Source organism: Streptomyces capillispiralis (genome assembly GCF_007829875.1).
Taxonomy (GTDB): domain Bacteria; phylum Actinomycetota; class Actinomycetes; order Streptomycetales; family Streptomycetaceae; genus Streptomyces; species Streptomyces capillispiralis.
The window spans coordinates 3,539,531-3,563,436 of record NZ_VIWV01000001.1 but is presented as its reverse complement, the minus strand read 5'-3'; the positions used below and the strand labels follow the sequence as shown (position 1 = coordinate 3,563,436).

Annotated in this window: 24 protein-coding genes; 13 read left to right on the top strand and 11 right to left on the bottom strand. The window is 73.1% G+C overall.

Annotation, left to right across the window (positions count from 1 at the left end; genetic code table 11):
* Positions 1 to 89 precede the first annotated feature (89 nt).
* Both FHX78_RS15040 and FHX78_RS15035 read right to left on the bottom strand, forming a co-directional pair.
* Positions 90 to 869, bottom strand: coding sequence for an ECF subfamily RNA polymerase sigma factor, BldN family (locus FHX78_RS15040; RefSeq protein WP_145867975.1), 780 nt, complete (start codon positions 867 to 869; stop codon positions 90 to 92).
* A gap of 442 nt (positions 870 to 1,311) precedes the next feature.
* Positions 1,312 to 2,223: an HAD family hydrolase gene (locus tag FHX78_RS15035; protein WP_145867974.1), complete on the bottom strand. Its 912-nt coding sequence runs from the start codon at positions 2,221 to 2,223 to the stop codon at positions 1,312 to 1,314.
* A gap of 95 nt (positions 2,224 to 2,318) precedes the next feature.
* On the opposite strand from FHX78_RS15035, the gene FHX78_RS15030 reads away from it, so the two are divergent.
* From FHX78_RS15030 to FHX78_RS15010, 5 genes are all read left to right on the top strand, one after another.
* Positions 2,319 to 2,606: a glutaredoxin family protein gene (locus FHX78_RS15030; protein ID WP_145867973.1), complete on the top strand. Its 288-nt coding sequence runs from the start codon at positions 2,319 to 2,321 to the stop codon at positions 2,604 to 2,606.
* Between the two features lie 289 nt (positions 2,607 to 2,895).
* Positions 2,896 to 3,672, top strand: coding sequence for a redox-sensing transcriptional repressor Rex (locus FHX78_RS15025; protein ID WP_145867972.1), 777 nt, complete (start codon positions 2,896 to 2,898; stop codon positions 3,670 to 3,672).
* Entirely contained in the window at positions 3,669 to 5,375 is a 1,707-nt protein-coding gene (locus FHX78_RS15020; RefSeq protein ID WP_145867971.1) for a glutamyl-tRNA reductase, read from the top strand. Before FHX78_RS15025 ends, FHX78_RS15020 begins: the two co-directional genes overlap by 4 nt.
* On the top strand, positions 5,372 to 6,367 hold the full coding sequence (hemC, locus tag FHX78_RS15015; protein WP_145867970.1) for a hydroxymethylbilane synthase: 996 nt from the start codon (positions 5,372 to 5,374) through the stop codon (positions 6,365 to 6,367). Before FHX78_RS15020 ends, hemC begins: the two co-directional genes overlap by 4 nt.
* The gene (locus FHX78_RS15010; protein ID WP_145867969.1) at positions 6,364 to 8,061 is read left to right on the top strand and encodes a bifunctional uroporphyrinogen-III C-methyltransferase/uroporphyrinogen-III synthase; all 1,698 of its coding nucleotides are present in this window, start codon (positions 6,364 to 6,366) and stop codon (positions 8,059 to 8,061) included. Before hemC ends, FHX78_RS15010 begins: the two co-directional genes overlap by 4 nt.
* A gap of 154 nt (positions 8,062 to 8,215) precedes the next feature.
* Here FHX78_RS15010 and FHX78_RS15005 read toward each other — a convergent pair whose 3' ends face one another.
* Positions 8,216 to 8,422, bottom strand: coding sequence for a DUF397 domain-containing protein (locus FHX78_RS15005; protein ID WP_145867968.1), 207 nt, complete (start codon positions 8,420 to 8,422; stop codon positions 8,216 to 8,218).
* Positions 8,419 to 9,252 (bottom strand): helix-turn-helix domain-containing protein, encoded by an 834-nt coding sequence (locus FHX78_RS15000; RefSeq protein ID WP_145867967.1) that lies wholly within the window; start codon positions 9,250 to 9,252, stop codon positions 8,419 to 8,421. The genes FHX78_RS15005 and FHX78_RS15000 overlap by 4 nt, the downstream gene beginning before the upstream one ends.
* 205 nt (positions 9,253 to 9,457) lie before the next feature.
* On the opposite strand from FHX78_RS15000, the gene FHX78_RS14995 reads away from it, so the two are divergent.
* From FHX78_RS14995 to FHX78_RS14980, 4 genes are all read left to right on the top strand, one after another.
* On the top strand, positions 9,458 to 9,724 hold the full coding sequence (locus FHX78_RS14995) for a putative ATP-grasp-modified RiPP (RefSeq protein WP_145867966.1): 267 nt from the start codon (positions 9,458 to 9,460) through the stop codon (positions 9,722 to 9,724).
* A 3-nt stretch (positions 9,725 to 9,727) separates the two neighbouring features.
* On the top strand, positions 9,728 to 10,708 hold the full coding sequence (gene tgmB / locus FHX78_RS14990) for an ATP-grasp ribosomal peptide maturase (RefSeq protein WP_145867965.1): 981 nt from the start codon (positions 9,728 to 9,730) through the stop codon (positions 10,706 to 10,708).
* Positions 10,705 to 11,907 (top strand): ATP-grasp peptide maturase system methyltransferase, encoded by a 1,203-nt coding sequence (gene tgmC, locus FHX78_RS14985; protein WP_145867964.1) that lies wholly within the window; start codon positions 10,705 to 10,707, stop codon positions 11,905 to 11,907. Before tgmB ends, tgmC begins: the two co-directional genes overlap by 4 nt.
* A gap of 129 nt (positions 11,908 to 12,036) precedes the next feature.
* Positions 12,037 to 12,468, top strand: a complete 432-nt coding sequence (locus FHX78_RS14980; protein WP_167531762.1) for an ATP-binding protein — start codon at positions 12,037 to 12,039, stop codon at positions 12,466 to 12,468.
* 12 nt (positions 12,469 to 12,480) lie between these two features.
* Here FHX78_RS14980 and FHX78_RS14975 read toward each other — a convergent pair whose 3' ends face one another.
* From FHX78_RS14975 to FHX78_RS14965, 3 genes are all read right to left on the bottom strand, one after another.
* The gene (locus tag FHX78_RS14975) at positions 12,481 to 13,149 is read right to left on the bottom strand and encodes a DUF4232 domain-containing protein (RefSeq protein ID WP_145867962.1); all 669 of its coding nucleotides are present in this window, start codon (positions 13,147 to 13,149) and stop codon (positions 12,481 to 12,483) included.
* Between the two features lie 657 nt (positions 13,150 to 13,806).
* A complete protein-coding gene (locus FHX78_RS14970; protein ID WP_145867961.1) occupies positions 13,807 to 14,661 on the bottom strand; it encodes an NmrA family NAD(P)-binding protein in 855 nt (284 codons plus the stop codon).
* Positions 14,658 to 15,101, bottom strand: a complete 444-nt coding sequence (locus FHX78_RS14965; RefSeq protein ID WP_145867960.1) for a nuclear transport factor 2 family protein — start codon at positions 15,099 to 15,101, stop codon at positions 14,658 to 14,660. Before FHX78_RS14965 ends, FHX78_RS14970 begins: the two co-directional genes overlap by 4 nt.
* A 105-nt stretch (positions 15,102 to 15,206) precedes the next feature.
* Here FHX78_RS14965 and FHX78_RS14960 point away from each other — a divergent pair, with 105 nt between their 5' ends.
* Positions 15,207 to 15,821 (top strand): TetR family transcriptional regulator, encoded by a 615-nt coding sequence (locus FHX78_RS14960; RefSeq protein WP_145867959.1) that lies wholly within the window; start codon positions 15,207 to 15,209, stop codon positions 15,819 to 15,821.
* A 126-nt stretch (positions 15,822 to 15,947) separates the two neighbouring features.
* Here FHX78_RS14960 and FHX78_RS14955 read toward each other — a convergent pair whose 3' ends face one another.
* From FHX78_RS14955 to FHX78_RS14945, 3 genes are all read right to left on the bottom strand, one after another.
* Positions 15,948 to 16,907 carry a D-2-hydroxyacid dehydrogenase family protein gene (locus FHX78_RS14955; protein WP_145867958.1) on the bottom strand — a complete coding sequence of 320 codons (960 nt, stop codon included), beginning with the start codon at positions 16,905 to 16,907 and terminating at the stop codon, positions 15,948 to 15,950.
* 41 nt (positions 16,908 to 16,948) lie between these two features.
* Complete coding sequence (locus FHX78_RS14950; protein ID WP_145867957.1) at positions 16,949 to 17,512, bottom strand: hypothetical protein; 564 nt, start codon at positions 17,510 to 17,512, stop codon at positions 16,949 to 16,951.
* A 73-nt stretch (positions 17,513 to 17,585) separates the two neighbouring features.
* Entirely contained in the window at positions 17,586 to 18,962 is a 1,377-nt protein-coding gene (locus tag FHX78_RS14945) for an FAD-binding oxidoreductase (protein ID WP_145867956.1), read from the bottom strand.
* A gap of 171 nt (positions 18,963 to 19,133) precedes the next feature.
* Here FHX78_RS14945 and hemB point away from each other — a divergent pair, with 171 nt between their 5' ends.
* Positions 19,134 to 20,135: a porphobilinogen synthase gene (hemB, locus tag FHX78_RS14940; protein ID WP_145867955.1), complete on the top strand. Its 1,002-nt coding sequence runs from the start codon at positions 19,134 to 19,136 to the stop codon at positions 20,133 to 20,135.
* Here the strand turns inward: hemB and FHX78_RS14935 are convergent.
* On the bottom strand, positions 20,129 to 20,887 hold the full coding sequence (locus tag FHX78_RS14935; protein ID WP_145867954.1) for a DUF4232 domain-containing protein: 759 nt from the start codon (positions 20,885 to 20,887) through the stop codon (positions 20,129 to 20,131). The two genes, hemB and FHX78_RS14935, sit on opposite strands and share 7 nt — an antisense overlap.
* A gap of 214 nt (positions 20,888 to 21,101) precedes the next feature.
* Between FHX78_RS14935 and FHX78_RS14930 the strand changes: the two genes are divergently transcribed.
* On the top strand, positions 21,102 to 22,574 hold the full coding sequence (locus tag FHX78_RS14930) for a helix-turn-helix domain-containing protein (RefSeq protein ID WP_167531974.1): 1,473 nt from the start codon (positions 21,102 to 21,104) through the stop codon (positions 22,572 to 22,574).
* Positions 22,575 to 22,672: 98 nt separating this feature from the next.
* The gene (locus tag FHX78_RS14925; protein ID WP_145867952.1) at positions 22,673 to 23,899 is read left to right on the top strand and encodes an aminotransferase-like domain-containing protein; all 1,227 of its coding nucleotides are present in this window, start codon (positions 22,673 to 22,675) and stop codon (positions 23,897 to 23,899) included.
* Positions 23,900 to 23,906: the final 7 nt, after the last annotated feature.

Here is a 23,906-nt window from a genome sequence, read left to right as displayed (position 1 = left end):
GCGAATGCGTAAGCCAACGGAGTTTCACGTACGGTGAGTTGGGTGTCGCGGAACGTGTGCCGCCGACGGGGGTGGTTCGGGTCGGCGGGTCAGCGGGCGTCTTCGGGGAGCAGTCGGGCGAGGGTGCGGACGGCCCGGTACTGGAGGGTCTTGATGGCGCCTTCGTTCTTGCCCATCACGCGGGCGGTCTCGGCGACGGACAGGCCCTGGAGAAATCGGAGCGTGACGCACTCCTGCTGTTGGGGGTTGAGTCGTCGTACGGCATCGAGGAGGGCGGCATTGGACAGGGACTCGAGAACGGAATCCTCGGGGGAGCGTTCGACCTCGTTGGCGTCGAGCATCTCCCCGGTGGTGACCTCGAGGCGGAAGCGGCTGGACTTGAAGTGGTCGGCGACCAGGTTGCGGGCGATGGTCACCAGCCAGGCGCCGAAGTCACGGCCCTGCCAGGTGAAGGTGCCGATGCGGCGCAGTGCCCGCAGGAAGGTCTCGCTGGTGAGGTCCTCGGCGGTCGCCTTCCCGCCGACGCGGTAGTAGATGTACCGGTACACGGTGTCGCTGTACTGGTCGTAGAGCCGTCCGAAGGCCTCGGCCTCGCCGGCCTGGGCGCGCTCCACGAGGTCCATCATCCGGGCGCTGTCGCTGTCGGCGGCGGGCCGGCGGACCGTGGTGGCGGCACCGGAGGGTCGCCCTCGTCTGCCGACCGCGGCGGTGCCGTCGGCGAGGGCGTAGCACGGGCCGGCGGGGGCGGTGGCGAATGCGGGGACGGTGTGCGCGGTGGGGACGATGCCGCGCAACATGTCTCGGGCTGTCGCGACTGTCGCGCGCAGCGTAGCCAGGCCCGAGGCGTCAACCCCGACGTGTGGGTACACGGGACTCCCAGAGGCAGAGCTTTCATCACGTGCAGTGCGGGACCATTCACCCGTCGTAGCGACGGGCGGGTACCGAATTGCGTCTGAGGAGAATAACGCTTCGTACAGGCTCTGCTACACCCAGTTGCTCAAATCACCGGTTACGTCGCTTCCGTAACCGGTTGACGTGCGATCAAGTGCCGGATGGTGACCGGATGTTGATCGGAATGTTTCGTGTTCGGGGTGCCTCTGGGGCGAGTTGTGGCCGTGTGCAGCCAACAGGACTGGACAGGGGGGTTGCGGGGTACGGCAGTTGGATTGGCCGTGTTCGCGGGCGGGGCGGGGGTTTCGGTCCGGGGTGATCAGGGGTGGGGGCGCGGGGGTGTGCGGTGCTGGTGTTGACCGGTGCGGGGGATGGTGCGCGACCCGGTGCCCCCGGGTGCGGAAGCGGGAGCGGGTGGGGTCAGCGGCGCTTGCGGTGGAGGGCGATGGCCGCCGCCGTGCCGCCGGCCACCGCGCCCACGCCCGCCGCCGCCGGGATGCCGACCTTGGCCGCCTTGCGGCCGGTGCGGTAGTCGCGCAGGCGCCAGTCCATGCGGCGCGCGTGCTTGCGGAGCTTGGCGTCGGGGTTGATCGCGTAGGGGTGGCCCACCAGCGACAGCATCGGGATGTCGTTGTGCGAGTCGCTGTAGGCCGCGCAGCGGCCCAGGTCCAGTTCCTCCGCCAGCGCCAGGGCGCGTACCGCCTCCGCCTTCGCCGGGCCGTGCAGCGGCTCGCCCACGAGTTTGCCCGTGTACACGCCGTCGACCGACTCCGCGACCGTCCCCAGCGCCCCGGTCAGCCCCAGCCGGCGGGCGATCACCGTGGCGATCTCCACGGGTGCCGCCGTGACCAGCCACACCCGCTGGCCCGCGTCCAGGTGCGCCTGGGCCAGCGCCCTGGTCCCGGGCCAGATCCGCTCGGCCATGTACTCGTCGTAGATCTCCTCGCCGATGGACTGGAGCTCGGAGACGCGGTGGCCCTGGACGATGGAGAGCGCCGAGTCGCGGGCGTCCTGCATGTGCTCGGGGTCCTCGACCCCGGCCAGCCGGAACCACGCCTGCTGCCAGGCGAACCGGGCGAGGTCGCGGGTGTCGAAGAACTTCCGCTTGTACAGGCCCCTGCCGAAGTGGAACAGGGCGGCGCCCTGCATCACCGTGTTGTCCAGGTCGAAGAACGCGGCGGCCCGTTCGTCGCCGGGCACCGGGAATTCCGGTTCGCGTTCGTGAACTTCCTGGGTGGACTTGCGTGCTGCCTCCGCCGAGGCCTCGCCTGCCAACACACTCCGGGCCGTGGCTGAGCGCCTACGGGGAGTGAGCCATCCTAGAGCGGCCATGGCGTGAGCATAGCCAGTCCGTTCGGCCGTTCCGGAGCCGCGAGGTTCGAACGTCGTGAACTCCGCGGGTCCGTGCCGTTACGACGCGCGCGACAATGGCGGACATGAGCCCTCTCTTCCGCCGCAACACCCCGGCCGCCCCGCGGGACCGGCTCGTCACCCTCGTGCGCAAGCCCGGCTGCCATCTGTGCGACGACGCGCAGGTGGTGGTGGAGAAGGTGTGCGCGGAGCTCGGCGTGCCGTGGGAGTCGAAGGACATCACCGAGGACCGCGAGCTGTACGAGCGGTACTGGGAGCAGATCCCCGTGGTCCTGGTCGACGGGGCGCAGCACACCTTCTGGCGCGTGAACGAGGACCGTCTCCGCAAGGCCCTCGGCGACTGACCGGTCAGTCCAATGGGGCGCGGGAGTCGCTTAGGATCGATGGTGGCCAGGTCTCGGGGGCGGGATTCACGGAGGAGAGTGTGCGGTTTTGCCCCCAGAAGACAAGGAACGGTGGCGCGTGTGCGCCGGTTCCCCACAAGTGCGCCGGGGGCGCGTGACCCCGGTCACGTTGGCCGGGCAAATCGGACACAATCTTTGTGCACGCGTTCACAAAGACATAGCCTGCATTCGACGGGGCGGTCCGGGGACGTATGACCGCCTGAAGCCCCGCTCTACCCGCAGGAGCACCGTGGCAACTGGCCGAACTCACCGACCGGCGACCCGTAGCCGAGGGATTCCCGAGGCCACCGTCGCCCGTCTTCCGCTGTACCTCCGCGCCCTCACCGCGCTCTCGGAGCGCTCGGTGCCCACGGTCTCCTCGGAGGAGCTGGCGGCCGCCGCGGGGGTCAACTCCGCGAAGCTGCGCAAGGACTTCTCCTACCTGGGCTCCTACGGGACCAGGGGCGTCGGCTACGACGTCGAGTATCTCGTCTACCAGATCTCCCGCGAGCTGGGCCTGACCCAGGACTGGCCGGTCGTGATCGTCGGTATCGGCAACCTCGGCGCCGCCCTCGCCAACTACGGCGGGTTCGCCTCCCGCGGCTTCCGGGTCGCCGCGCTGATCGACGCCGACCCCGCGATGGCCGGAAAGCCCGTCGCCGGGATCCCGGTCCAGCACACCGACGAGCTGGAGTCGATCATCACGGACAACGGCGTGTCGATCGGCGTGATCGCCACCCCCGCCGGTGCCGCCCAGCAGGTCTGCGACCGGCTCGTGGCCGCCGGTGTCACCTCCATCCTGAACTTCGCGCCGACCGTGCTGTCCGTGCCGGACGGCGTCGACGTGCGCAAGGTCGACCTCTCCATCGAGCTGCAGATCCTCGCCTTCCACGAGCAGCGCAAGGCCGGCGAGGAGGCCGGCGCCACCGCCGCGGCCGACTCCGCCGCCGTCCCGGCCGCCCCCCGCACCGACTCCGCCACCGACCAGGGGCCCGACGGGGACGTACCCGCCGTGATGCCGGCATGAGTCTCCTCGTCGTCGGACTGAGCCACCGCAGCGCCCCGGTCAGCGTGCTGGAGCGGGCCTCGCTGAGCGCGGACGCGCAGGTCAAGCTGTTGCAGGACACGGTCGCCGCCGAGCCGGCCGCCGAGGGCGCGGTCCTGGCCACCTGCAACCGCATCGAGCTGTACGCCGACGTGGACAAGTTCCACGCGGGTGTCGCCGAGCTGTCCACGCTGCTCGCCCTGCACAGCGGGGTCGGCCTGGAGGAACTCACTCCCTATCTCTACGTGCACTACGAGGACCGGGCCGTCCACCACCTGTTCTCGGTGGCCTGCGGGCTGGACTCGATGGTCGTGGGCGAGGGGCAGATCCTCGGCCAGATCAAGGACTCGCTCGCCCGCGCCCAGGAGCTGCACACCGCCGGACGGCTGCTGAACGACCTGTTCCAGCAGGCGCTCAGGGTCGGCAAGCGCGCCCACTCCGAGACCGGCATCGACCGCGCCGGGCAGTCCCTGGTCACCTTCGGCCTGGAGCAGCTGGCCCTCGGCACGCCCGTCGAGGCGTGGGCCCGGGACAAGAAGGCCCTGGTCATCGGCGCCGGCTCGATGTCGTCGCTGGCCGCGGCCACGCTCGCCCGGGCCGGTGTAGCCGAGGTCGTGATCGCCAACCGCACGCAGGAGCGCGCCGAGCGGCTCGCGCGGATACTGGGCGAGGGCGACGACACGGACGTGCTGGCCCGCGCGGTACCGATGGGATCGGTGCCGTTCGAGCTGACACGTGCAGATGTGGTCGTCTCCTGCACCGGCGCGACCGGACTGGTCCTGACGGCCGACGCGATCGCCGGGGGCGTCGAGAACCGGATCGGGGAGCAGCCGCCCGTCACCGGGCCCGCACCTGCCGCCCCGGCCGCTCCCGCCGCGGGGGCCGCCGCCGCCGCTGCCGACGAGAACTGCCCGCTGGACCTGTCCGCCGTACAGCCCGGCTTCTCCGTCATGGGGGAGGCCGCGGTCGCCGGCATGGACGCCGCCACGCTGGAGCAGCACGCCGCGTGGGCCGCGGGCGGCACCGTCGACCGCCGCGAGGCCGCCCGGGCCACCGGCCCGGAGGCCGACGCCGAGCTGATCGGCGCGCTGGCCGCGACCGCGTCCGCGGTCGGCCGGATCCCCGAGCGGCGCCGCCCGGAGCCGGTGGCCGAGCCGCCGCGCCCCGAGCCCGTGCTCTTCCTGCTGGACCTCGCCATGCCGCGCGACATCGACGCGGCCGCGCACCGCCTCGCCGGTGTGCGCCTGGTCGACATCGAATCGCTCGCCGAGGCCTCCGCGGACGCCCCGATGGCTGCCGATGTGGACCAGGTGCGGCGTATCGTCTCCGACGAGGTCGCCGCGTTCGGGGCGGCCCAGCGGGCGGCGCGCATCACGCCGACCGTGGTCGCCCTGCGCACGATGGCGGCCGATGTGGTGGCCGGTGAGATCGCCCGCCTCGAAGGGCGGCTTCCCGGCCTGGACGACAAGCACCGCGCGGAGATCACCCAGACCGTGCGGCGGGTGGTCGACAAGCTGTTGCACGCGCCGACGGTACGGGTCAAGCAGCTCGCGGCCGAGCCCGGCGGCGCCGGGTACGCGGACGCGCTGCGCACCCTGTTCGACCTCGACCCCGAGACGGTGGCCTCCGTCTCCCGCGCCGAGGAAAGCACCGAGATGAACGCACAGAACCGAGGGCCGGCATGACTGAGAAGGCACTGAGGCTGGGGACCAGGCGCAGCAAGCTCGCCATGGCCCAGTCCGGGCAGGTGGCGGATGCCGTGAGCCAGGTGACCGGACGGCCCGTCGAGCTCGTCGAGATCACCACGTACGGTGACGTCTCGCGCGAGCACCTCGCGCAGATCGGCGGCACGGGCGTGTTCGTCGCCGCGCTGCGCGAGGCGCTGGCGCGGGGCGAGGTGGACTTCGCGGTGCACTCGCTGAAGGACCTGCCGACGGCGCAGCCCGACGGGCTGGTCCTGGCCGCGGTCCCGGTCCGCGAGGACCCGCGGGACGTGATCGTGGCGAGGGACGCGCTGAAGCTGGCCGACCTGCCGCGCGGCGCGCGCATCGGTACGGGTTCGCCGCGCCGCATGGCGCAGCTGAACGCGTACGCGCGCGGCCACGGCCTGGACATCGAGACGGTCCCGATCCGGGGCAACGTCGACACCCGCATCGGGTACGTCATGAAGGGCGAACTGGACGCGGTGGTGCTGGCGGCCGCCGGACTGAACCGGATCGGACGCGGTGACGAGGTGACCGACTTCCTGTCGGTCGACACGGTTCTGCCCGCCCCCGGCCAGGGGGCACTGGCGATCGAGTGCGCCGCGGACGACGCGGATCTCATCGCCGCGCTCGCCGAGCTCGACGACCCCCTCACCCGGGTCGCCGTGACGGCCGAGCGGTCCCTGCTCGCCGCCCTGGAGGCCGGCTGCTCCGCCCCTGTGGGCGCGCTGGCCGACCTCCCCCCGCTCTCGGCACCGTTCGAGCGGGGGGTCTCCCAGGCCGACAGGCAGACTGTCAAGGAAATGCGCCTGCGCGGCGTCGTCGGCACGACCGACGGCTCGACGCTGGTGCAGCTGTCCACCACCGGTCCCGTGCCCGAGACGCACGAGGCGGCGATGGCACTCGGTCGCGAACTCGCCACCGAGATGCTCGCGCAGGGCGCGGCCGGTCTGATGGGGGAGCGAGCACAGTGAGCCCCACCACCCTTCCCGCCCCTCCGGAACACGGGCACGTCACCTTCCTCGGTGCCGGACCCGGGGATCCGGGACTGCTGACCCTGCGCGCCGTGGAGGCGCTGGCGAACGCGGACGTCCTCGTCGCCGAGCACGAGGTGCTCGACGTCGTGCGGACGCACGCCAGGCAGGGCGTCGCCGAAGTGCACACGGACGCCGATCCGTCGGTTCCGGGCCCAGGCACGCCCCAGCTGACGGTTGTTGACGGCGCGTCAACAACCGCCGGTGTCCCCGTGGTGAGGGATGCCGCACATCTTGTCATGGAGGCCGCACGGGGCGGCAGGCGGGTCGTGCGTGCGGTGTCCGGTGATCCCGGGCTCGACACGTACGCCGCCGAGGAGATGCTGGCGTGCGCCTCGGCCGGGGTGCCGTTCGAGGTCGTGCCCGGTATCGCCACCGCCGTCGGTGTGCCCGCGTACGCCGGTGTGCCGCTGCGTGACGCCGAGGGCGCGGATGTGCGGTTCGTCGACGCGCGTACGGCGTCCGACCGGTGCTGGACGGAGGTCGGGGCGTCGGACGGCACGGTGGTCGTCTCCACCACGCTCGACTCCGTGGCCGCCGCCGCGGGCGAACTGGTGTCCGCCGGACGCAAGCCCGACACCCCGTTGACGGTGACCGTCGCCGGTACGACGACCCGGCAGCGCACCTGGACGGCGACGCTCGGCACGATCGCGCAGACGCTGAAGCAGGCGAAGGTGCTGCCGTCCCCGGAGGGCGGCCGGCCGGTGATAGCCGTGGTCGGTGAGCGTTCCGCCGCCGCCCAGCGCGACCGGCTGGCGTGGTTCGAGTCCAAGCCGCTGTTCGGCTGGAAGGTTCTCGTCCCGCGTACGAAGGAGCAGGCGGCGTCGCTCTCCGACCAGCTGCGGTCGTACGGGGCCGTGCCGCACGAGGTCCCGACGATCGCCGTCGAGCCGCCGCGCACGCCCCAGCAGATGGAGCGGGCGGTCAAGGGCTTGGTCACGGGCCGCTACGAGTGGATCGCCTTCACGTCGGTCAACGCGGTCAAGGCGGTCCGCGAGAAGTTCGAGGAGTACGGGCTCGACGCCCGCGCCTTCGCCGGGATCAAGGTCGCCGCGGTGGGCGAGCAGACCGCGAACGCGCTGATCGCCTTCGGCGTGAAGCCGGACCTGGTGCCGAGCGGCGAGCAGTCGGCGGCGGGGCTGCTGGAGGACTGGCCTCCGTACGACCCGGTCTTCGACCCGATCGACCGTGTCTTCCTCCCCCGCGCCGACATCGCCACGGAGACCCTGGTCGCCGGGCTGATCGAGCTGGGCTGGGAGGTCGACGACGTCACCGCCTACCGGACGGTGCGCGCGTCGCCGCCGCCCGCGGACACTCGTGAGGCGATCAAGGGCGGTGGCTTCGACGCGGTGCTGTTCACGTCGTCCTCGACGGTCCGGAACCTGGTGGGCATCGCGGGCAAGCCGCACAACGTGACGGTGATCGCCTGTATCGGCCCGGCCACGGCGAAGACGGCCGAGGAGCACGGCCTGCGCGTCGACGTCATGGCCCCCGAGCCGTCGGTGCACAAGCTGGCGGAGGCGCTGGCCGACTTCGGCATGCGCCGGCGGATGGCGGCGCTGGAGGCCGGCGACCCGGTGACACGGCCGAGCGAGCGGCGTCCGGGGGCGCGGAGGCGTCGGTCGACGACCTGAGCCCTTACGCGTGAGGTGGCGGGGCGTGCCGTGAAGGCGCCTCGCCGCTGCTCGGGGAGAAGGACCGGCGACGGAGGCGGCTCCGGTCGCCGACTGACACGCAGACGTGGCCCGCACCTGTGCATCCGGGTGCGGGCCACGTGTGTTTGCTACGTCAGTGCTCGGACACGTACGGCAGGAAGGCGGCCCAGGTAGTGGGGGTGAGGACAAGGCGGTGGCCGTCCGGAATCTTGGAGTCGCGCACATGGATGATCGCCGGGGTGGCGGCGACCTCGACGCAAGACGGACCGTCGTCCGAGCTATAGCTGCTCTTTATCCACTCCAGCTTGCCATCGGCTCCGTCAGAGGGCTTGAGGGTCATGACTCTCCCAGCACTTTCTCGATGAAGGCCAGCGACTCTCGTGGTGTGAGAGCCTGCGCCCGGATGATCCCATAGCGCATGTCGAGGACCGTGGTCTCTTTCGGGTCGGTGATCACGCGGTTGGTGAGCTGGATTTCGCTCAGACCCACGGCCGCTCCGTCCTTGAGCTTGAGCAGTCGGAAGGGGCCGCCGAGGCCGGAGTTCTCCTCCCGGCTCAGGGGCAGCACCTGTAGGTCGACGTTCCGCAGCCTGGCCACTTCCGACAGCCGTTCGAGCTGGTTGCGCATCACCATCTTGCCCCCGATCAGGCGGCGCAGTGTCGCTTCACACAGCACGAAACTGAAGAGGGGACGGGCTTTTGGAGCGCAGAAGATCTCCTGGCGATCCAGCCGAGCGGCTACCCGCTGCTCCAGCTCCTCTTCCGCGAACTGCGGTCGTCGAGAGCTGAACACGGCTCGTGCATAAGCCTCGGTCTGCAAGAGTCCATCGATGACGCAGTTGTTGTAGGAGCAGATCTCGACGGCTTCCGCTTCCAGGCGCTTCACGTCCCGCACCTTCTTCGGGTACCGGGCTTCCGCCACGTCCCCCTTCATCGCGGCGATCTTCCCGCCCGCCCCCAGCACCTCGTCCGCCGCGTCCAGGTACTCCGGCCGGGGAATTCGCCGCCCCCGCTCCACGCAGGAGACCAACTCCTCCCCGTACCCGATGGCTGCCCCGAACTCCGCCTGCGTCAGGCCGGCCGCCTCCCGCCACAGCTTCAACTGCCGCGTGACCGTCCGCATCACGGCCCCGGCCTCTTCGTCGTCCAGCCCCGCTTCCCACTCACCCATGTTCGCCGCCTCCCGTCGCGCGCCCTTCCCCGGACCAACTCCGGCCGCCCGCGCCCGGTCACCCCGGGCAGGGCGGACAGAAACCGGGCAGCCGGCGTACAGCCGTCGGCCGTACGAGCTGCCCATATGCACAGTGTGCACACGCGCGAGCACACTGAGTGGCGAGAATCTGGAACTCCGCATCGCGGACAGAGAAGGGACCCCCATGACGACACTCGCCCCCGAGGCCCCCTGGGCGCTGCGCCTGGTCACCGACCGGCTGCCGGTCGGGCCGCCGCCGTACGCGACCGTGACGCTCGACCCCGTCACGCAGATCGCCCGCTACGTCGATGCCACTGGGCGGCCGGTCGAGATGGGCAAGCACGGGACATCGAGGACGACCGGTACCGCCTCCGTGTCCGGGGGCGGAGACGGGAACGGCCCGCAGCCCCAGACGCAGGACGACAGCACCACCGACTACGAATCGGACTGACCGATGGCCTCCACCGTCCTGGTCGTCACCGCGCTGGAGGATGTCACCGCGGACCTGGTCGTCGCCGCGCTGAACGCGCGAGAGGTGCCCGTCGTCCGAGTCGACCCCGCCGACATCGGGCCCGCCCTGACGTTCGGCTTCCGTATCGACGCGGACCGTCCGGCATGGCGCGGGCGACTGCGTACGGCGAGCCGGGAGGTGGAGCCGGGGGAGGTGGCGGCGGTGTACTACCGCCGCCCCACTCCGTACGGCACCCGGTTCGCGCATCTGCCCCGGCAGCAGGCGGATTTCGCCGCCTCCGAGGCGCGGCACGGGTTCGGTGGCGTCCTGAACGCCCTGTCCGGCGCCCGGTACGTCAACCATCCGGCCGCGGTGGCCCGCGCGGAGTCCAAGCCCGCCCAGCTCCGCAGGCTCGCCCGGCTCGGGCTGAGGATTCCTCCGACGCTGATCACCAACGACCGTAAGTCGGCGCGGGAGTTCGCCGCCGTCCACGGTCCCGTCGTCTGCAAGACGTTCCGCGGCCTGCCCGCCGCCGACGACGGACAGGCCGGAGCGATCTGGACCCAGCGGGTCGACCCGGAGACCTTCGACGACACGCTCACCGTGACCGCCCACCTGTTCCAGGCCGAGATCCCCAAGACCGGTGACGTACGTGTCACCGTGGTCGGCCGTCGTGTCTTCGCCCAGCAGATCGCCGCACCGGACGGCGCGCTGGACTGGCGCCGGGGCGACTGGGGCGCCCTGCTCCACGCGCCCATCATCGTGCCGCCGCCCGTCGCGGCGGCGTTGCACGCCTACCTGGCCTCGTTCGGTCTGGTCTTCGGCTGCTTCGACTTCGCGCTCACCGGGGACGGGGACGACCCGCAACACTGGACGGCGATCGAGTGCAACCCGAACGGCCAGTGGGGCTGGCTTCCCGACGCCTACGACATCACCGAGGCGTTCGCCGACCTTCTCACCGTGGAAAGGAAGGGCCGTTCATGACGCTGCCCGTCGACCTCGAAACCGATGCCGCGCGGCTGCGCGCCATCATGGCGGAGGACCTTGCCGTACGCGGGGTGCTGGACGATCCGGCCTGGCGGGCGGCGGTGGAGGCGGTGCCCCGGCACCGGTTCGTGCCCGGCTTCTACCTGCCCGGCGAGGAGTGCGACGGGCAGGGGCTTACCCTGTGGCAGCCGGTCACCGCCGCGCTCGACCACGGGCGCTGGCTGGCCGCCGCGTACTCCGACACCACGCTCATCACACAGTTCGACGGCGACGAACCCGACTGGGAGCACCCGGCCGGACGCCACGGAGGGGCCCCGACCTCGTCCTCCACGCTGCCGTCGCTCGTGGTGCGGATGTGGGCCGACGCCGACGTGCGGGAGGGGCACACGGTGCTGGAGATCGGTACGGGGACGGGGTACTCGACCGCGCTCGCCTGCGAACGCCTCGGATCGGCCGGTGTGACGAGCATCGAGGTGGACCCGCACCGGCTGGAGCGGGCGGCGAGCGCGCTGCACGGCTGCGGTTACGCACCCACCCTCGCGGTTGCGGACGGGCTGTACGGGTACTGGCCCGAGGCCCCGTTCGACCGGATCGTCGCCGCCTGCTCCTTCCGCGCCGTGCCCCCGGCCCTGGTAGCCCAGACCCGGCCGGGCGGCAAGATCCTGCTGACGCTCTCCGGTTGGCTCTACGGGTACGCCCGCGTCCTGCTCACCGTCGCCGGGGACGGCACCGCCGAGGGGCGGCTGCTGGGCGGCACGGTCTCCTTCATGTCGGCGCGTACGCACGCGGCGCCGGCCTTCGGCAACCCCGCCCACTGGGCGGCCGGGCTGCCGGGAAGGCCGCGGGCCGCCCGGCACGCTCCCGAGCGGATCACCGCCGCGACCGAGGAAGCCTTCCACCTGCGCTTCCTCGTGCAGAGCGCCGTGCCCGACGCGCAACTGACCGCCGTCGGCGGCATCGTGCACCTGGTCGACGTGGTCAGCGGGTCGGCCGCCATGCTGGCCCCGGACGGCGACGGCGGCTGGCGGGTACGCGAGGGCGGGCAGGTGCGGCTGTGGGAGAGCGTCGAGCGCCTCATCGACGTCTACGACGCGGCCGGACGGCCAGGACCGGAGACCTTCACCCTGTGCGTCCACGACGGTGGACAGCATCTGCGGCAACCGCAGGTGCCCTGCCTGCCGCTGCCGTCGCCCTGAGGGGACGAGACCCTGTGTCGCCTGCCGCACCCGGGCAACCCGGACGGGACCGGACACGCCACGGACACCCGGCGGTCGCACGACTCACCCGTCTTCACAGCGGGAACGCGACCCAACACGCTGGGTGACGTGAATCAGGAAATCGCTGTGCCGCGCACCCCGCTCCACCAGTTCACCGTGCCGCTGTCCGCGACCCGCCGGGGTGCCCGGCTGGCCCGGCTGCTCGCCGCCGAGCAACTGCGCGCCTGGGGGCTGCCGTTGGACCCGGCGCGGCTGATCGTCGCCGAACTCGCCGCGAACGCCGTGCTGCACGGCCGTGTCCCGGGGCGGGACTTCCGGCTGACCCTCGTGGTCACCGCGCCCGGTGTGCTGCGGATCGAGGTGACCGATGCCAGGGGTGAGAGCGTGCCCGTGGCCGGGAGTGCGGCGCCGGAGCCCAGTGAGTCGGGCTACGGGCTGCTGCTCGTCGAGGAGTTGGCCGACCGTTGGGGTGTGGTGCGGGGCCCGGAGCCGTGCAAGACGGTGTGGGCGGAGGTGGGAATCCGGTGCGGGCCCCGGTGATGACGGTGCGGGTCAGCCGCCCTGGCCGGCGCTGCCGATCGGGCCGACCTTCACCGGGGTGCCGGAGCCGTCCGTGACGGGCAGCGTGGCGGCGCCCGGCCAGTCGAGGGAGACCGACTTCGTCTCGTTCGGCGGGGTCACCAGCAGGCCCGTGATGCGGACGCCGGAGCCGCCCGAGTCGTTGATCGGGTACGTGATGCCGAAGGCCGCCGACTCGCCGTCCTTGAGGACCGTTGAGGTCGCCTGCTCGCCGGTGCGCGTCGCGGACAGCGACCCCGCGCTGGTCTTCAGGTCGACACCCGCGTAACCCGAGATCGAGCAGTCCCGGCCGCCGCCGTTCGTGAACGTCACCGCGACGGTGCCGCCCGGGTCGCCGTCGATGGTGTTGTCCGTCGCCGTGACCTCCAGCTCGTCGGTGCGGCACTTGCCGACCTTGCTGTTCTTGGCGGAGCCGGTTCCGGCGACCGTGCCCTGCTGCTCCTTGTCCGAGTTCTTCCCGGCGGAGGTCTTCGCGGCACCCTGGCCCGAGCCGTTCGAACCCGAACCCTCGTTCGGGGCAGACGGGTCGGACGCGGCGGACGAGTTGCTCTGGTCCGTGGCGGCGTCGTCGTTCTGGCAGGCGGTGAGCGAGAGGCCCGCCACAACGGCCAGGGCTGCGATGGTCATTTTGTTGACGCGCATGGTGTCTTCCTCGGTATCGGTCGGGGTGCCGGCCCGTCGGTACGAGCGAGCGCTTCCGGGTACCAAGAGCGCCCGGCCCGGTCCTTCGTTTCGCCCAACCGCCCGCTGCTACAGCCCTGTTACAGGCGGAGACGGGCTCGGCGTACATCGCCACCGGGCGTGCCCCGTCCGCACCGCACGGGCCCTCCGGTGCCCCCTGACGCCGTCCGGCAAGGGAGGCAAGGGTCCGAGCACGGTGCGCCGCATCGCGCCGGGACACGCCGCCGGCCCGGCCGGGAGACGGTTCCCGCACCGTTGCGCACCTGTTCGCGGCCACCGGTGCGGTGGGACAGACTTGTGACCCGGCGGGACTTGACCGCGGCCGGCGCCATGCGTCTCCCGGCCCCTTTCGTCGGCACCCGGGGGTCGTCGTCAAGGGCCGCATCGCTCCCATTCCCGTCTCGGCGGTGTTCGCGAGCCGGCTGGTACGGTCCCCGCCGGCGGGCCCCGAACCGGAGCCGGGTGGCACGGGCTACCGGTCGGTGCGGTCCGTGCCGGGGCGCACGAGGCGGCGGCCGCTTCGGACGCGCCCGACCGGCCCGACCCCCGCCCCGGCCCCACCGGCCTCACCTGCCGCGTAAGCCTCGCCCGCCTGGCCGACGAAGCGACCGGCCTCCTCTAGAGGCCCCGGCTCGTCTCGCGGGTCACGGCCGTGCGGAAGTCGTTCGCCGGGCGGCCCGTGAGGCGGTGGACGGTGTCGGTGGTGCGGTCCTCGGCGCCGTCCGCGATGGCGCGGTCCATGTCGGCCAGCAGCGCGGCGAACTGCGGCGGGATGCCCGCCGACTCGGTGAGGCGGTGGCGGACCTCCGCCACGGTCAGGCGGTGGTGGGTGACGGGGCGGCCGGTGGTCTCGGTGAGGATCGTGGCGACGTCGTCGTGGGTGAGGGCGTCGGGGCCGGTCAGGACGAGGTCGGTGTTCGGGGCGTCGGTGTCGGTCAGGGCGTGCAGGGCGACCGCGGCGATGTCGTCGGCGTCGACGTAGGCGACGCGGCCGTCGCCGGTGGCGGTCGCGAAGGTGCCGGTCTCGCGGATCGTGGTGGCGTGGAGGTGCGTCCCGGTGAAGTTCTGCATGAACCAGGAGGGGCGCAGGACCGCCCACTCGTCGAAGAGGGACGGCAGGGCCTGGTGCACCAGGCCCACCGCCGGGCCGCCCTCGGGGACGGCCGAGGAGCTGAGGAGGACCGCACGGCGTACGCCCAGCGCCCGGGCGCGTTCGAGAAACGGCAGCATGACCGCCGCCGGGTCCGGGTCGCCGATGGGCGGGACGAGGTGGACGCGGTCGGTGCCGGTGAGGGCGTCGTCGTGGGTGGTGGGGTCGTACCAGTCGAAACGGGCCGGCTGCGCGCCCGGGAGCGCGGCGCCCCGGCGGCCGGCCGCACGCACGCGGTGGCCGGCGGCGACCAGGCGCGCGACGGTGCGGCTGCCGGTGGTGCCGGTGGCGCCGGTGACGAGGACGGTGCCGGCGGCGGTCATCGGGTCGCCCCGGTGAAGTCGACGCCGGGTTCCCGCACGACGAGGGGGTTCCAGTAGTCGCGGTAGCCGGTGATGAGGCCGTCCTGGAAGGTCACGACGGCGATGTAGGTCATGTCGTAGGGGCGGTCGGTGTCCACGACGCGGCCCACGGCGCGCATCTCGACGACGAGGGTGTCGGGGTCGGTGGTGCGGTGGACGCGCAGGTCGGGGATGTCCTGGAGGTCGATGTGGTCGGGGTAGTCGCGCATGTACGCGGCGACCGCCTCCCTGCCCTCCAGCCGCCGGGGCCATCCTTCGGGGGCGAAGGGGAACTCCATGACGCCGTCCTCGGCCCACAGGCCGACCCAGGCGGGGATGTCCTTGTCCAGCAGCAGGCGCAGGCCGTGGCGGTAGACCGCTTCCGGTGAGGTGGGGAGCGGGGTGGGGGTGTGCTCGGGCATGGGCGGGTCTCCGTCCCGTAGGATGCGGACCGGTGGTCCGCTTCGGTGGGCACGACGATACGGACCGGCGGTCCGGTTTGCAATGCGGGGTGGTGGAGGGTGGCTGTGGAGACCGAAGCGGACGGCGGCGCGGCGGGGCGGAAGCCGCGCAAGGACGCGGCGCGCAACCGGGCGGCACTGCTCGCCGCCGCGGACGACCTCTTCGCCCGTTGCGCGAGCCCCGACGACGTCACCATGGCCGATGTCGCGGCGGCGGCCGGCGTCGGCAAGGGGACGCTGTTCCGCGCGTTCGGCGACCGCACGGCACTGATCCGCGCGCTGTACGCGGCGCGGCTCGAACCACTGGAGCGCGCGGTGGCCGAGGGCCCGCCGCCGCTGGGACCCGGCACGCCGCCGCTGGAGCGGGTGCCCGCGCTGCTCGACGCCGTCCTGTGCTTCAAGTTCGACCACCGTCACCTCGCGCTGGCGCTGGAGGGCACGGGCGGTGACAGCCCCTACCGGGCGGAGCACTACGAGCGGTGGCACGCCCTGCTGCGCTCCGCGCTGGCGGACCTCCCCGGCCCGGACGACGGCGGCTTCACCGCCCACGCCCTGCTGGCCGCCGTACGGGCCGACCTGGTCGAGTACGTCGCGGGTACGCAGGGAACGGGACGGGAGGAACTGCGGGCGCAGCTACGTGAGTTCGTGCGGCGGGTGCTCGGGGGGGACGGCGGGGTGTGAGGCGTGCGGCGGGGCGGCGTGTGCCGGGGTGTGCGCGGGGTGCGCCGCTGTGTCCGGGGTGCGAACTGCTGGGCCTGACCCGGCTGTGGGGCGGGCGTCCGGGTGCGTCGCTTGCTCCGGTGGTGTTCAGCCGAGGCGGCGGATCGGGGTGCCCGCCAGGTAGGCCTCGATGTCCTCGACCGCCTGGGTGTAGTACGTGCGGTAGTTGGCCCGGGTGACGTAGCCGAGGTGCGGGGTGGCCAGCAGGCGGGGCGCGGTGCGCAGGGGGTGGTCCGCGGGGAGCGGCTCGGTGTCGAAGACGTCGACGCCGGCGCCCGCGATCCGGCCCCCGTGCAGTGCGGCGAGCAGCGCGTCCTGGTCGACCAGTGCCGCGCGGGAGGTGTTGACCAGGTACGCGGTCGGTTTCAGCAGGGCGAGGTCGGCGGCGCCCAGCAGGCCCCGTGTGCTCTCCGCCAGCACCATGTGGAGCGAAACGAAGTCGCTGGTGCGCAGCAACTCCTCCTTGGAGGCGGCCAGTTCGACGCCCACCTCGTCCGTGCGCTCCCTGGTAAGGTGCGGGCTCCAGGCCGTGACCTCCATGCCGAAGGCCCGCCCCACCGCCGCCACCCGGCTGCCGATCCTGCCCAGGCCGATCAGACCGAGACGGCTGCCGTGCAGGTCCGCGCCGACCGTCGACTGCCAAGGTCCGCCCGAACGCAGGGCGTCGCTCTCCGCGACGATGTCCCGGGCCAGCCCCAGCAGCAGCGCCCAGGTCAGCTCCACCGGCGGGACGCCGGAGCTCTGCGTGCCGCAGACCGTGACGCCGCTCCGTTCGGCCGCCGCGTAGTCGATGACCGAGTTGCGCAGGCCGGACGCGATCAGCAGCTTCAGCCGGGGGAGCCGGTCGAGGAGGGAGGCGGGGAAGGGGACGCGTTCGCGCAGCGTCACCGCGATGTCGAAGTCCGCGAGCGCCGACGCCAGTTCGTCCTCGGTGGCGAAGTGCTCGGTGAAGGAGGTGACCTCCACCCGGTCCAGGACGGGACTCCAGTCGGCGATCGTGGTGGCGACGTCCTGGAAGTCGTCGAGCACGGCACAGCGGAGCCGCATGTCATTCCTCTCGGGGGAAGGGGCGGAGGGACGGGCCGGGGCTAGACGAGGTCCGGGGCGTGGAGGTCGGCGACCAGGGTGTCGAGGGTCTGCCTGCTCCTGCCCCAGTCGACGAGCTGCCCGGGGATCTCCGCCTTCGCGCGCACGGACGTCGGACCGGCGGGGCCGCCGGTGACGGTCACCTCCAGCACACCGCCGAAGGCCCTGGCGTCGGAGGGGATGTCCGCGGTCAGCGTGCAGCCGTCCTCGTGCTGGGCCACGGCGCGGATCACCTGGGCGCGCAGCGCCAGGGAGCACAGCACGGCGGCGATGACCCGGCCCACCGGCGCCGCCGGCTCCGCCTCCCGGGTGCGGCCCGTGCGCAGGCGCAGCGCCAGTCCCAGCCGGCGGCCCCGCGCGGCCCCGTCGAGCATCGGCCGGCCCACGAGCGGTGTCACCGAGGCGGCACGGGACAGGAACTCCTCGGCGCTCAGGGGCAGACGGGCCCGCGCGGCGTTCCGGTGGAGCGCGGCACGGACGGCGGGCGTGGCGACGAGCGTTCGATACCGGTGCTCGTGGGCCCAGTCGCCGTCCGCACCGGACGCCCCGTCGTTGTTCGGTCGCACTGCCCCGTACCCCCCTCGTCTTCGTGCCGCGGACGCGGACTGGCAGTCAAGCACGCCGCACCGGCACCGGTCATCACACGGTGTGGCCGAAGCGCAGGAGGTCGGACGGGTCGTAGGTCCGCTTGGCGCGGCGCAGACGGTCGTGGACCTCCGGGGTCCAGGCACGGGCGCGGTCGGCCGCGTCGCCCGGGGTGCCGTGGATGTTGACCATGGTGCGGCCCGTGGCGTACGGGGCCATCGCCGTGTGCAGCGAGGCCGTGGCGCGTTCGACGAGCTCGGCGTCCGGCGGGGCGCCCAGGACGGCGACGGCCTCCAGGAAGTGGGCCGCGTCGCGGGCGCAGACCGCGTCCTCCGTCCGCGCGGGACGGGACAGCGCGCCGCCCATGTGACGGAGCTGGGCGGCCAGCAGCGGACAGTCGGGGACGGCGGGGCCCACCTGGCCCAGGAAGGCGCGGATCGCGTCCGGCGTCAGCTCGCGCAGCAGGGAGCACGACTCCCGGGCGGGCAGCGGGTCCTGCGGCTCCATGAAGATGCTGTCCACCTCCGTGTACGGCATCTCCCGCACCCAGTCGACCGCCACCGGCGCGGCCGACCGGACCGGCTCCAGCAGCTTCTCGCCCTCGGCCGGGTCACCGGTCCACGTGACCGCGACACGGGCCCAGAAGCCACCGCGGATCGGTTCCGGGAGCTGAGGGATCGGCGGCAGCCGCAGCATCGAGAACGCGCTGCACATCTCCTCCGGAACCGTCCGCGTCCAGTCCGCCCAGGCGGTCAGGACGGCCTCGGCGTGCTCGGCGGGGTAGTACAGCCCGCCGCCGAGCACCGTGCGCAGCGGCACCAGTCCGGTGACCAGGGAGGTCACCACGCCCACGTTGCCCTTGCCGCCGCGCAGCGCCCAGAACAGTTCCGGTTCGTGGGTGGCGTCCGTCTCGCGGAGCAGTCCCTCCGGGGTGACGACCTGGAAGGAGCGGACCAGGTCGCAGGCGTAGCCGTAGGTCCGGCCGAGCACCGGCAGCCCGCCACCCACCGTGTAGCCGACCGCGCCCGCGTCCGTGGAGGTGCCGGTGAGCGGCACGAGTCCGTGCGGTGCGGAGGCGGCCAGCACGTCCCGCCACTTCGCGCCCGCGGCGATCGTCGCCGTGCGCTCCTCCGGGTCGACCCGTACGTCGGTCATCCGGGCGGTGCTGATCAGCAGGCCCCGCTCGACGGGGAAGTTGGCGCCGTGGCCGGTGGCCTGGACGGCGACCGGGGTGCCGGTGGCCGACGCCCAGCGCACCGCGGTCACCACGTCGTCGGCACCGGACGCGACCACGACCACGTCCGGGGTGCGCAGGGCGGCCAGGTTGAACCCGGTGACGGCCTCGGCGTAGCCCTCCTCGCCGGGGCGCAGCACCGGGCCGCGGACTTCGGAGAGGGCGAAGAGATCGGGGATGTGGTGCGTGGTGGTCATCGCTTCCTCCGTGGCGCGCTTACGGAGGGACGGCGGCGGCGGACCGCTGGTCAGGCGTCGGGGGTCCCTTTTGGACCAGCATGACCCCGCGGCCGGGAGCGCGCACGCGGGCCCGGAACACCGACTCGGCGTCGGCAAAGGCACGGGTGGGGCGGGCGTAGCGTAGGTGGTATGACGACGTACGGATCCTTCCCCGGCACGCGGCCGCGGCGTCTGCGGACCACCCCCGCCATGCGGCGCATGGTCGCCGAGACCAGGCTGCACCCCGCCGACTTCATCCTCCCGGCCTTCGTGCGCGAGGGCGTCAGCGAACCGGTGCCGATCGGGTCGATGCCCGGCGTCGTGCAGCACACGCGCGACTCCCTGAAGAAGGCGGCCGCGGAGGCCGTGGCCGCCGGGGTCTCCGGGATCATGCTGTTCGGCGTGCCCGAGGAGTCGAAGAAGGACGCCCTGGGGACGCCGGGGACCGACCCGGACGGGATCCTCCAGGTCGCCCTGCGCGACGTGCGGGCCGAGGTCGGGGACGACCTGCTCGTCATGTCCGACCTGTGCCTCGACGAGACGACCGACCACGGGCACTGCGGGGTGCTGGACGAGCAGGGCCGGGTCGACAACGACGCCACGCTCGAACGGTACGCCGAGATGGCCCAGGTGCAGGCCGACGCGGGCGCCCACGTCGTCGGCCCCAGCGGGATGATGGACGGGCAGATCGGCGTCGTCCGCGACGCCCTCGACCAGATCGGCCGGGAGGACGTCGCGATCCTCGCCTACACCGTCAAGTACGCCTCCGCCTTCTACGGGCCCTTCCGGGAGGCCGTCGCCTCCTCGCTGCGGGGCGACCGCAGGACCTACCAGCAGGACCCGGCGAACGCCCGCGACGCGATGCGGGAGCTGGCGCTCGACCTGGAGGAGGGCGCCGACATGGTGATGGTGAAGCCGGCGGGTCCGTATCTGGACATTCTGGCCCGGGTCGCGGACGTGGCGGACGTGCCGGTGGCGGCGTACCAGATCTCCGGTGAGTACTCGATGATCGAGGCCGCCGCCGAGAAGGGCTGGATCGACCGCGACCGGGCGATCCTCGAGGCGCTGACCGGCATCAAGCGGGCCGGCGCGCGCAACATCCTCACCTACTGGGCCACCGAAGTGGCCCAGAAACTGAGTGCCGTTCAGTAGGTGAGGGCGTCGTCCATCGACTGCTGCCAGTACGTCACCGCCAGCGTGCTGTCGTAGTACACGCCCTTGGCCGGCAGGGCCGGGATCGCGGCGGGGCCGCCGTCGCTGTTCGGGGTGCGGCCCTGGAAGCCGACGGTCAGCTTGTGGCCCGTGGTGCCGCCGTCGCCGCTGCCGTCGGCGGACGCCAGCAGCACGCCCGCGTAGGCGGACTCGCCCGGGTCGATGCCGACCACCGACTGCGGCTTGGACGCCTCGACCGGCTGCGGCACCCACTGCATCTCGTCGAAGCGGAGCACCGGGTAGTAGGTGAGGTCGCAGGGCTGTGAACCGGTGTTCTTGACGGTGATCAGCATGTGGTTGAGGGGGCGGGGCACCGGCCGCGCGGTGACGGTGGTGTTGGAGCCGTTGCAGGCGACGCGGGTGTCGGCGCCGTCGGCGGAGCCCGAGCCGGTGGCGGTGCCGTCCGTGGTGGCACCGCCCTTGCCGGTGCCGCCACTGCTCCCCTTGCCCCCGGTGCCCGTGCCCCCGTTGCCGCCGGTGGTGCCGGTGGTGTCGTCCCCGCCGGTCCGGGTGTGCTCGTTCGAGGCGGTGTCGTCCTTCGGGGTGCCGGCGGACGTGTCCGTGGCCGCCGTCGCGGCCGGCTCGGGGGCGCCCTCGTCCTGGGTGCCGGTGCCGTCCTGGCACGCGGTGAGGGCGAGGGCGGCGAGGGCGGTGCCGGTGGCGGCGAACAGACGGATGCGGGAGGTGCGCATGGCGAATTCCATACCGTGGAGCAGGGTTTCGGCGTGACCGCTCGACCGGGTGCCGGGAGCGGCGTGCTTGGATGACCAGAGCTTGTGGTGTGATCCGTCCCGGCCGCCACCCTGCGCGGAGGATCCGGGACGCTGGAACGCTCACACCACTGTGACCTGGGGAAACGACCGTTCCCTGGAACGGTGGAATGGAACGCGGGGGGTGGCAGGAACAGTGTCGGGAGACACGGCCGCGGCGCGGTTCGCCGCGCTGCTGGGGGAGTTGAAGGAGCGGTCCGGGCTCAGCTACGGGGTGCTCGCCAAGCGGCTCCACATGAGTACGTCGACCCTGCACCGGTACTGCAACGGGGACGCGGTGCCGACGGATTACGCGCCGGTGGAACGGCTGGCCCGGCTGTGCAGGGCGCGCCCCGAGGAGCTGGTCGAGCTGCACCGGCGGTGGGTGCTCGCGGACGCCGCTCGGGGACGCAGGCCCGCGGGGGCCTCCGGTTCCGCCGGGGCGGTGGTGTCCGGCGGGACGGTGGAGGCGGTGGTGCCCGACGGTTCCGTCGCGCCGGCCGGGGGTGAGACGTCCGGGGGCGAGAAGCCCGGGGGCGAGCCGGTGGAGGGCCGTGCGGCCGAGGTCCATGCGGACGGGGACGGAGACGGGGACGGGGGCGGGGGCAGGGACGGAGAGGGCGCCGGAGACGGGGCCGGCCCGGCCGGTGTCGCGGAGATCGACGGGCCGAACGGTGCGCCCCGTCCGCGCCCCCGCACCCGTACGCGTACCCGTACCGCCGTCCTCGCGGGGATCGCCGTGGCCGCCGTGCTCGGTGGGGCCGCGCTCGCCGTGAGCCTGTCGGACGGCGGGGCGGACGGGGGTGGGCGGCGGGGGTCCGCCGGTGCCACGAGCGTCGACGGCAAGGAGGTCACCTCGTCGCCGTCGCCCTCCGCCACGCCGTCCGCGTCCGCGTCGGCGTCCGTGTCCGCGTCCGCCTCCCCTTCCGCGTCGTCCGGGGGCAAGGGCAAGGGCCCGGGCGCCGCCCCCACCTCCGGGGCGTCCTCGGCGGGTGCCCCGCCCGGGGGGAGCGGTGTGCCGCTCACCGTGCGCACCGATCCGTACGCCTGGCAGGACCCGTGCTCGCAGCGGTACCTGATCGACCGGCCGTCGAGCGAGGTGTCCCCGCCGCCGATGGAGCAGGACGCGCCGGCGTGGGTCGCCGCGTTCGGGGCCGTGCCGTCGGGGGAGCAGTACGTGCGGCTCACCGTGCAGGGCACCGGCGCGGAGACGGTGGTGGTCGACGAACTCACCGTGCGGGTGGCGGGCAAGCGGTCGCCGCTCGCCTGGAACGACTTCGCCATGGGCTATCCCGGCGTCGGCTGCGGCGGTGACGTGCCGACCCGCTCCTTCACGGTCGCCCTGGACGCCGCGCGGCCGGTCGTGGTGCCGGAGTCCGGGCACCGGAACTTCCCGTTCAAGGTGAGCCAGTCCGACCCGGAGGTCTTCCACATCTCCGCCGACGCCTCGGCGTACGAGGTGAAGTGGTACCTGGAGCTGAAGTGGTCCAGCGGCTCCCGCAGCGGCACCCTCACCGTGGACGACAAGGGGCGCCCCTTCCGCATCAGCGGCAACAACGGGCGCGCGGCCTACGAGTTCCCGCTGGGCGGCGAGGAGTGGGTGCCGGAGGGCACGACCGAGTTGGGCTAGGACCGGTGCCGTGATGCGGACACCGGCGGCCAGGTCCGGCGGTGTCCGCATCACGGAAAGGTGCTTGTAGGCGGCATGTACTTCTCTAGGCTGCGGGCATGACCGTGACCGAGCCCGTCCCCGTCCCCGCCCCCGCGTCCGCCCCGGCCTCCCCGCCACCGCTCGCCGCGCGGGCCCGGTCGGCCGAGGGCTCGCCCGTGCGGGACATCCTCGCCGTCACCGCCCGCCCCGAGGTGATCAACTTCGCGGGCGGGCTGCCGGCCCCGGAGCTGTTCGACGCCGACGGCATCGCCGCCGCGTTCCGGGCCGTCCTCGCCGAGACGCCCGCGCAGGCGTTGCAGTACTCCACCACCGAGGGCGAACCCGCCCTGCGGGCCGCGCTCGCCGCCCGCACCACGGCGCGCGGACTGGCCACCGCACCGGACGACCTCCTGGTCACCACCGGCTCCCAGCAGGCGCTGTCCCTGCTGGCCACCGCCCTGCTCGAACCCGGTGACACGGTGCTGGTCGAAAGCCCCTGCTACCTGGCCGCGCTCCAGGCCTTCGGGCTGGCCGGGGCCCGGGTGGTGGCCGTCCCCGGTGACGAGGACGGTCTCGACCCGCGGGCGCTGGAGGACCTCGTGCTGCGCGAGCGCCCCAAGCTGCTCTACACCGTCCCCACCTTCCAGAACCCCACCGGCCGCACCCTGCCCGCCGCCCGCCGCGCCGCCGTGGCCGAGGTCGCCGCCCGGTGCGGGCTGTGGATCGTCGAGGACGACCCGTACGGGGAGCTGCGCTTCGAGGGCGAGCGGGTGCCGTGGATCGCCGCCCAGCCCGGCGCCGAGGACCGGACCGTGCTCCTCGGCAGCTTCTCCAAGGTCATGGCACCCGGACTGCGCCTCGGCTGGCTGCGGGCGCCCGGGGAACTGCGCCGCGCCTGCGTCGTCGCCAAGCAGGCCGCCGACCTGCACACCCCGACCCTCACCCAGCTCGCCGCCGCCCGCTACCTGGCCGACCGCGACCTGGACGCGCACGTCGCCCGCGTCGCCGGGGCCTACGGCGCACGCCGGGACGCGATGCTCGCGGGCCTGCCCGACGCGCTCCCGGCCGGATCCGTCTGGACCCGCCCCGAGGGCGGCATGTTCCTGTGGGCACGCCTGCCGGCCGGGTACGACACCACGGCCCTGCTCCCCGAGGTGGTCCGGCACGACGTGGCGTACGTCCCCGGCGCCCCCTTCCACGCCGGTGAACCGGACCGGGCCACGCTGCGGCTGTGCTTCGTCACCCAGACACCGGACGAGATCGCGGAGGGGCTGCGGAGGCTGGCCGCGGGCCTGCGGGCCTAGGCCCAAA

Excerpts from the sequence above, each read along its gene's own strand:
- FHX78_RS15035 (WP_145867974.1), bottom strand. The coding sequence starts at position 2,223 with ATGGCCGCTCTAGGATGGCTCACTCCCCGTAGGCGCTCAGCCACGGCC.
- FHX78_RS15030 (WP_145867973.1), top strand. The coding sequence starts at position 2,319 with ATGGCGGACATGAGCCCTCTCTTCCGCCGCAACACCCCGGCCGCCCCG.
- FHX78_RS15020 (WP_145867971.1), top strand. The coding sequence starts at position 3,669 with ATGAGTCTCCTCGTCGTCGGACTGAGCCACCGCAGCGCCCCGGTCAGC.
- hemC (WP_145867970.1), top strand. The coding sequence starts at position 5,372 with ATGACTGAGAAGGCACTGAGGCTGGGGACCAGGCGCAGCAAGCTCGCC.
- FHX78_RS15005 (WP_145867968.1), bottom strand. The coding sequence starts at position 8,422 with ATGACCCTCAAGCCCTCTGACGGAGCCGATGGCAAGCTGGAGTGGATA.
- FHX78_RS15000 (WP_145867967.1), bottom strand. The coding sequence starts at position 9,252 with ATGGGTGAGTGGGAAGCGGGGCTGGACGACGAAGAGGCCGGGGCCGTG.
- FHX78_RS14995 (WP_145867966.1), top strand. The coding sequence starts at position 9,458 with ATGACGACACTCGCCCCCGAGGCCCCCTGGGCGCTGCGCCTGGTCACC.
- tgmB (WP_145867965.1), top strand. The coding sequence starts at position 9,728 with ATGGCCTCCACCGTCCTGGTCGTCACCGCGCTGGAGGATGTCACCGCG.
- tgmC (WP_145867964.1), top strand. The coding sequence starts at position 10,705 with ATGACGCTGCCCGTCGACCTCGAAACCGATGCCGCGCGGCTGCGCGCC.
- FHX78_RS14975 (WP_145867962.1), bottom strand. The coding sequence starts at position 13,149 with ATGCGCGTCAACAAAATGACCATCGCAGCCCTGGCCGTTGTGGCGGGC.
- FHX78_RS14970 (WP_145867961.1), bottom strand. The coding sequence starts at position 14,661 with ATGACCGCCGCCGGCACCGTCCTCGTCACCGGCGCCACCGGCACCACC.
- FHX78_RS14965 (WP_145867960.1), bottom strand. The coding sequence starts at position 15,101 with ATGCCCGAGCACACCCCCACCCCGCTCCCCACCTCACCGGAAGCGGTC.
- FHX78_RS14955 (WP_145867958.1), bottom strand. The coding sequence starts at position 16,907 with ATGCGGCTCCGCTGTGCCGTGCTCGACGACTTCCAGGACGTCGCCACC.
- FHX78_RS14945 (WP_145867956.1), bottom strand. The coding sequence starts at position 18,962 with ATGACCACCACGCACCACATCCCCGATCTCTTCGCCCTCTCCGAAGTC.
- hemB (WP_145867955.1), top strand. The coding sequence starts at position 19,134 with ATGACGACGTACGGATCCTTCCCCGGCACGCGGCCGCGGCGTCTGCGG.
- FHX78_RS14935 (WP_145867954.1), bottom strand. The coding sequence starts at position 20,887 with ATGCGCACCTCCCGCATCCGTCTGTTCGCCGCCACCGGCACCGCCCTC.
- FHX78_RS14925 (WP_145867952.1), top strand. The coding sequence starts at position 22,673 with ATGACCGTGACCGAGCCCGTCCCCGTCCCCGCCCCCGCGTCCGCCCCG.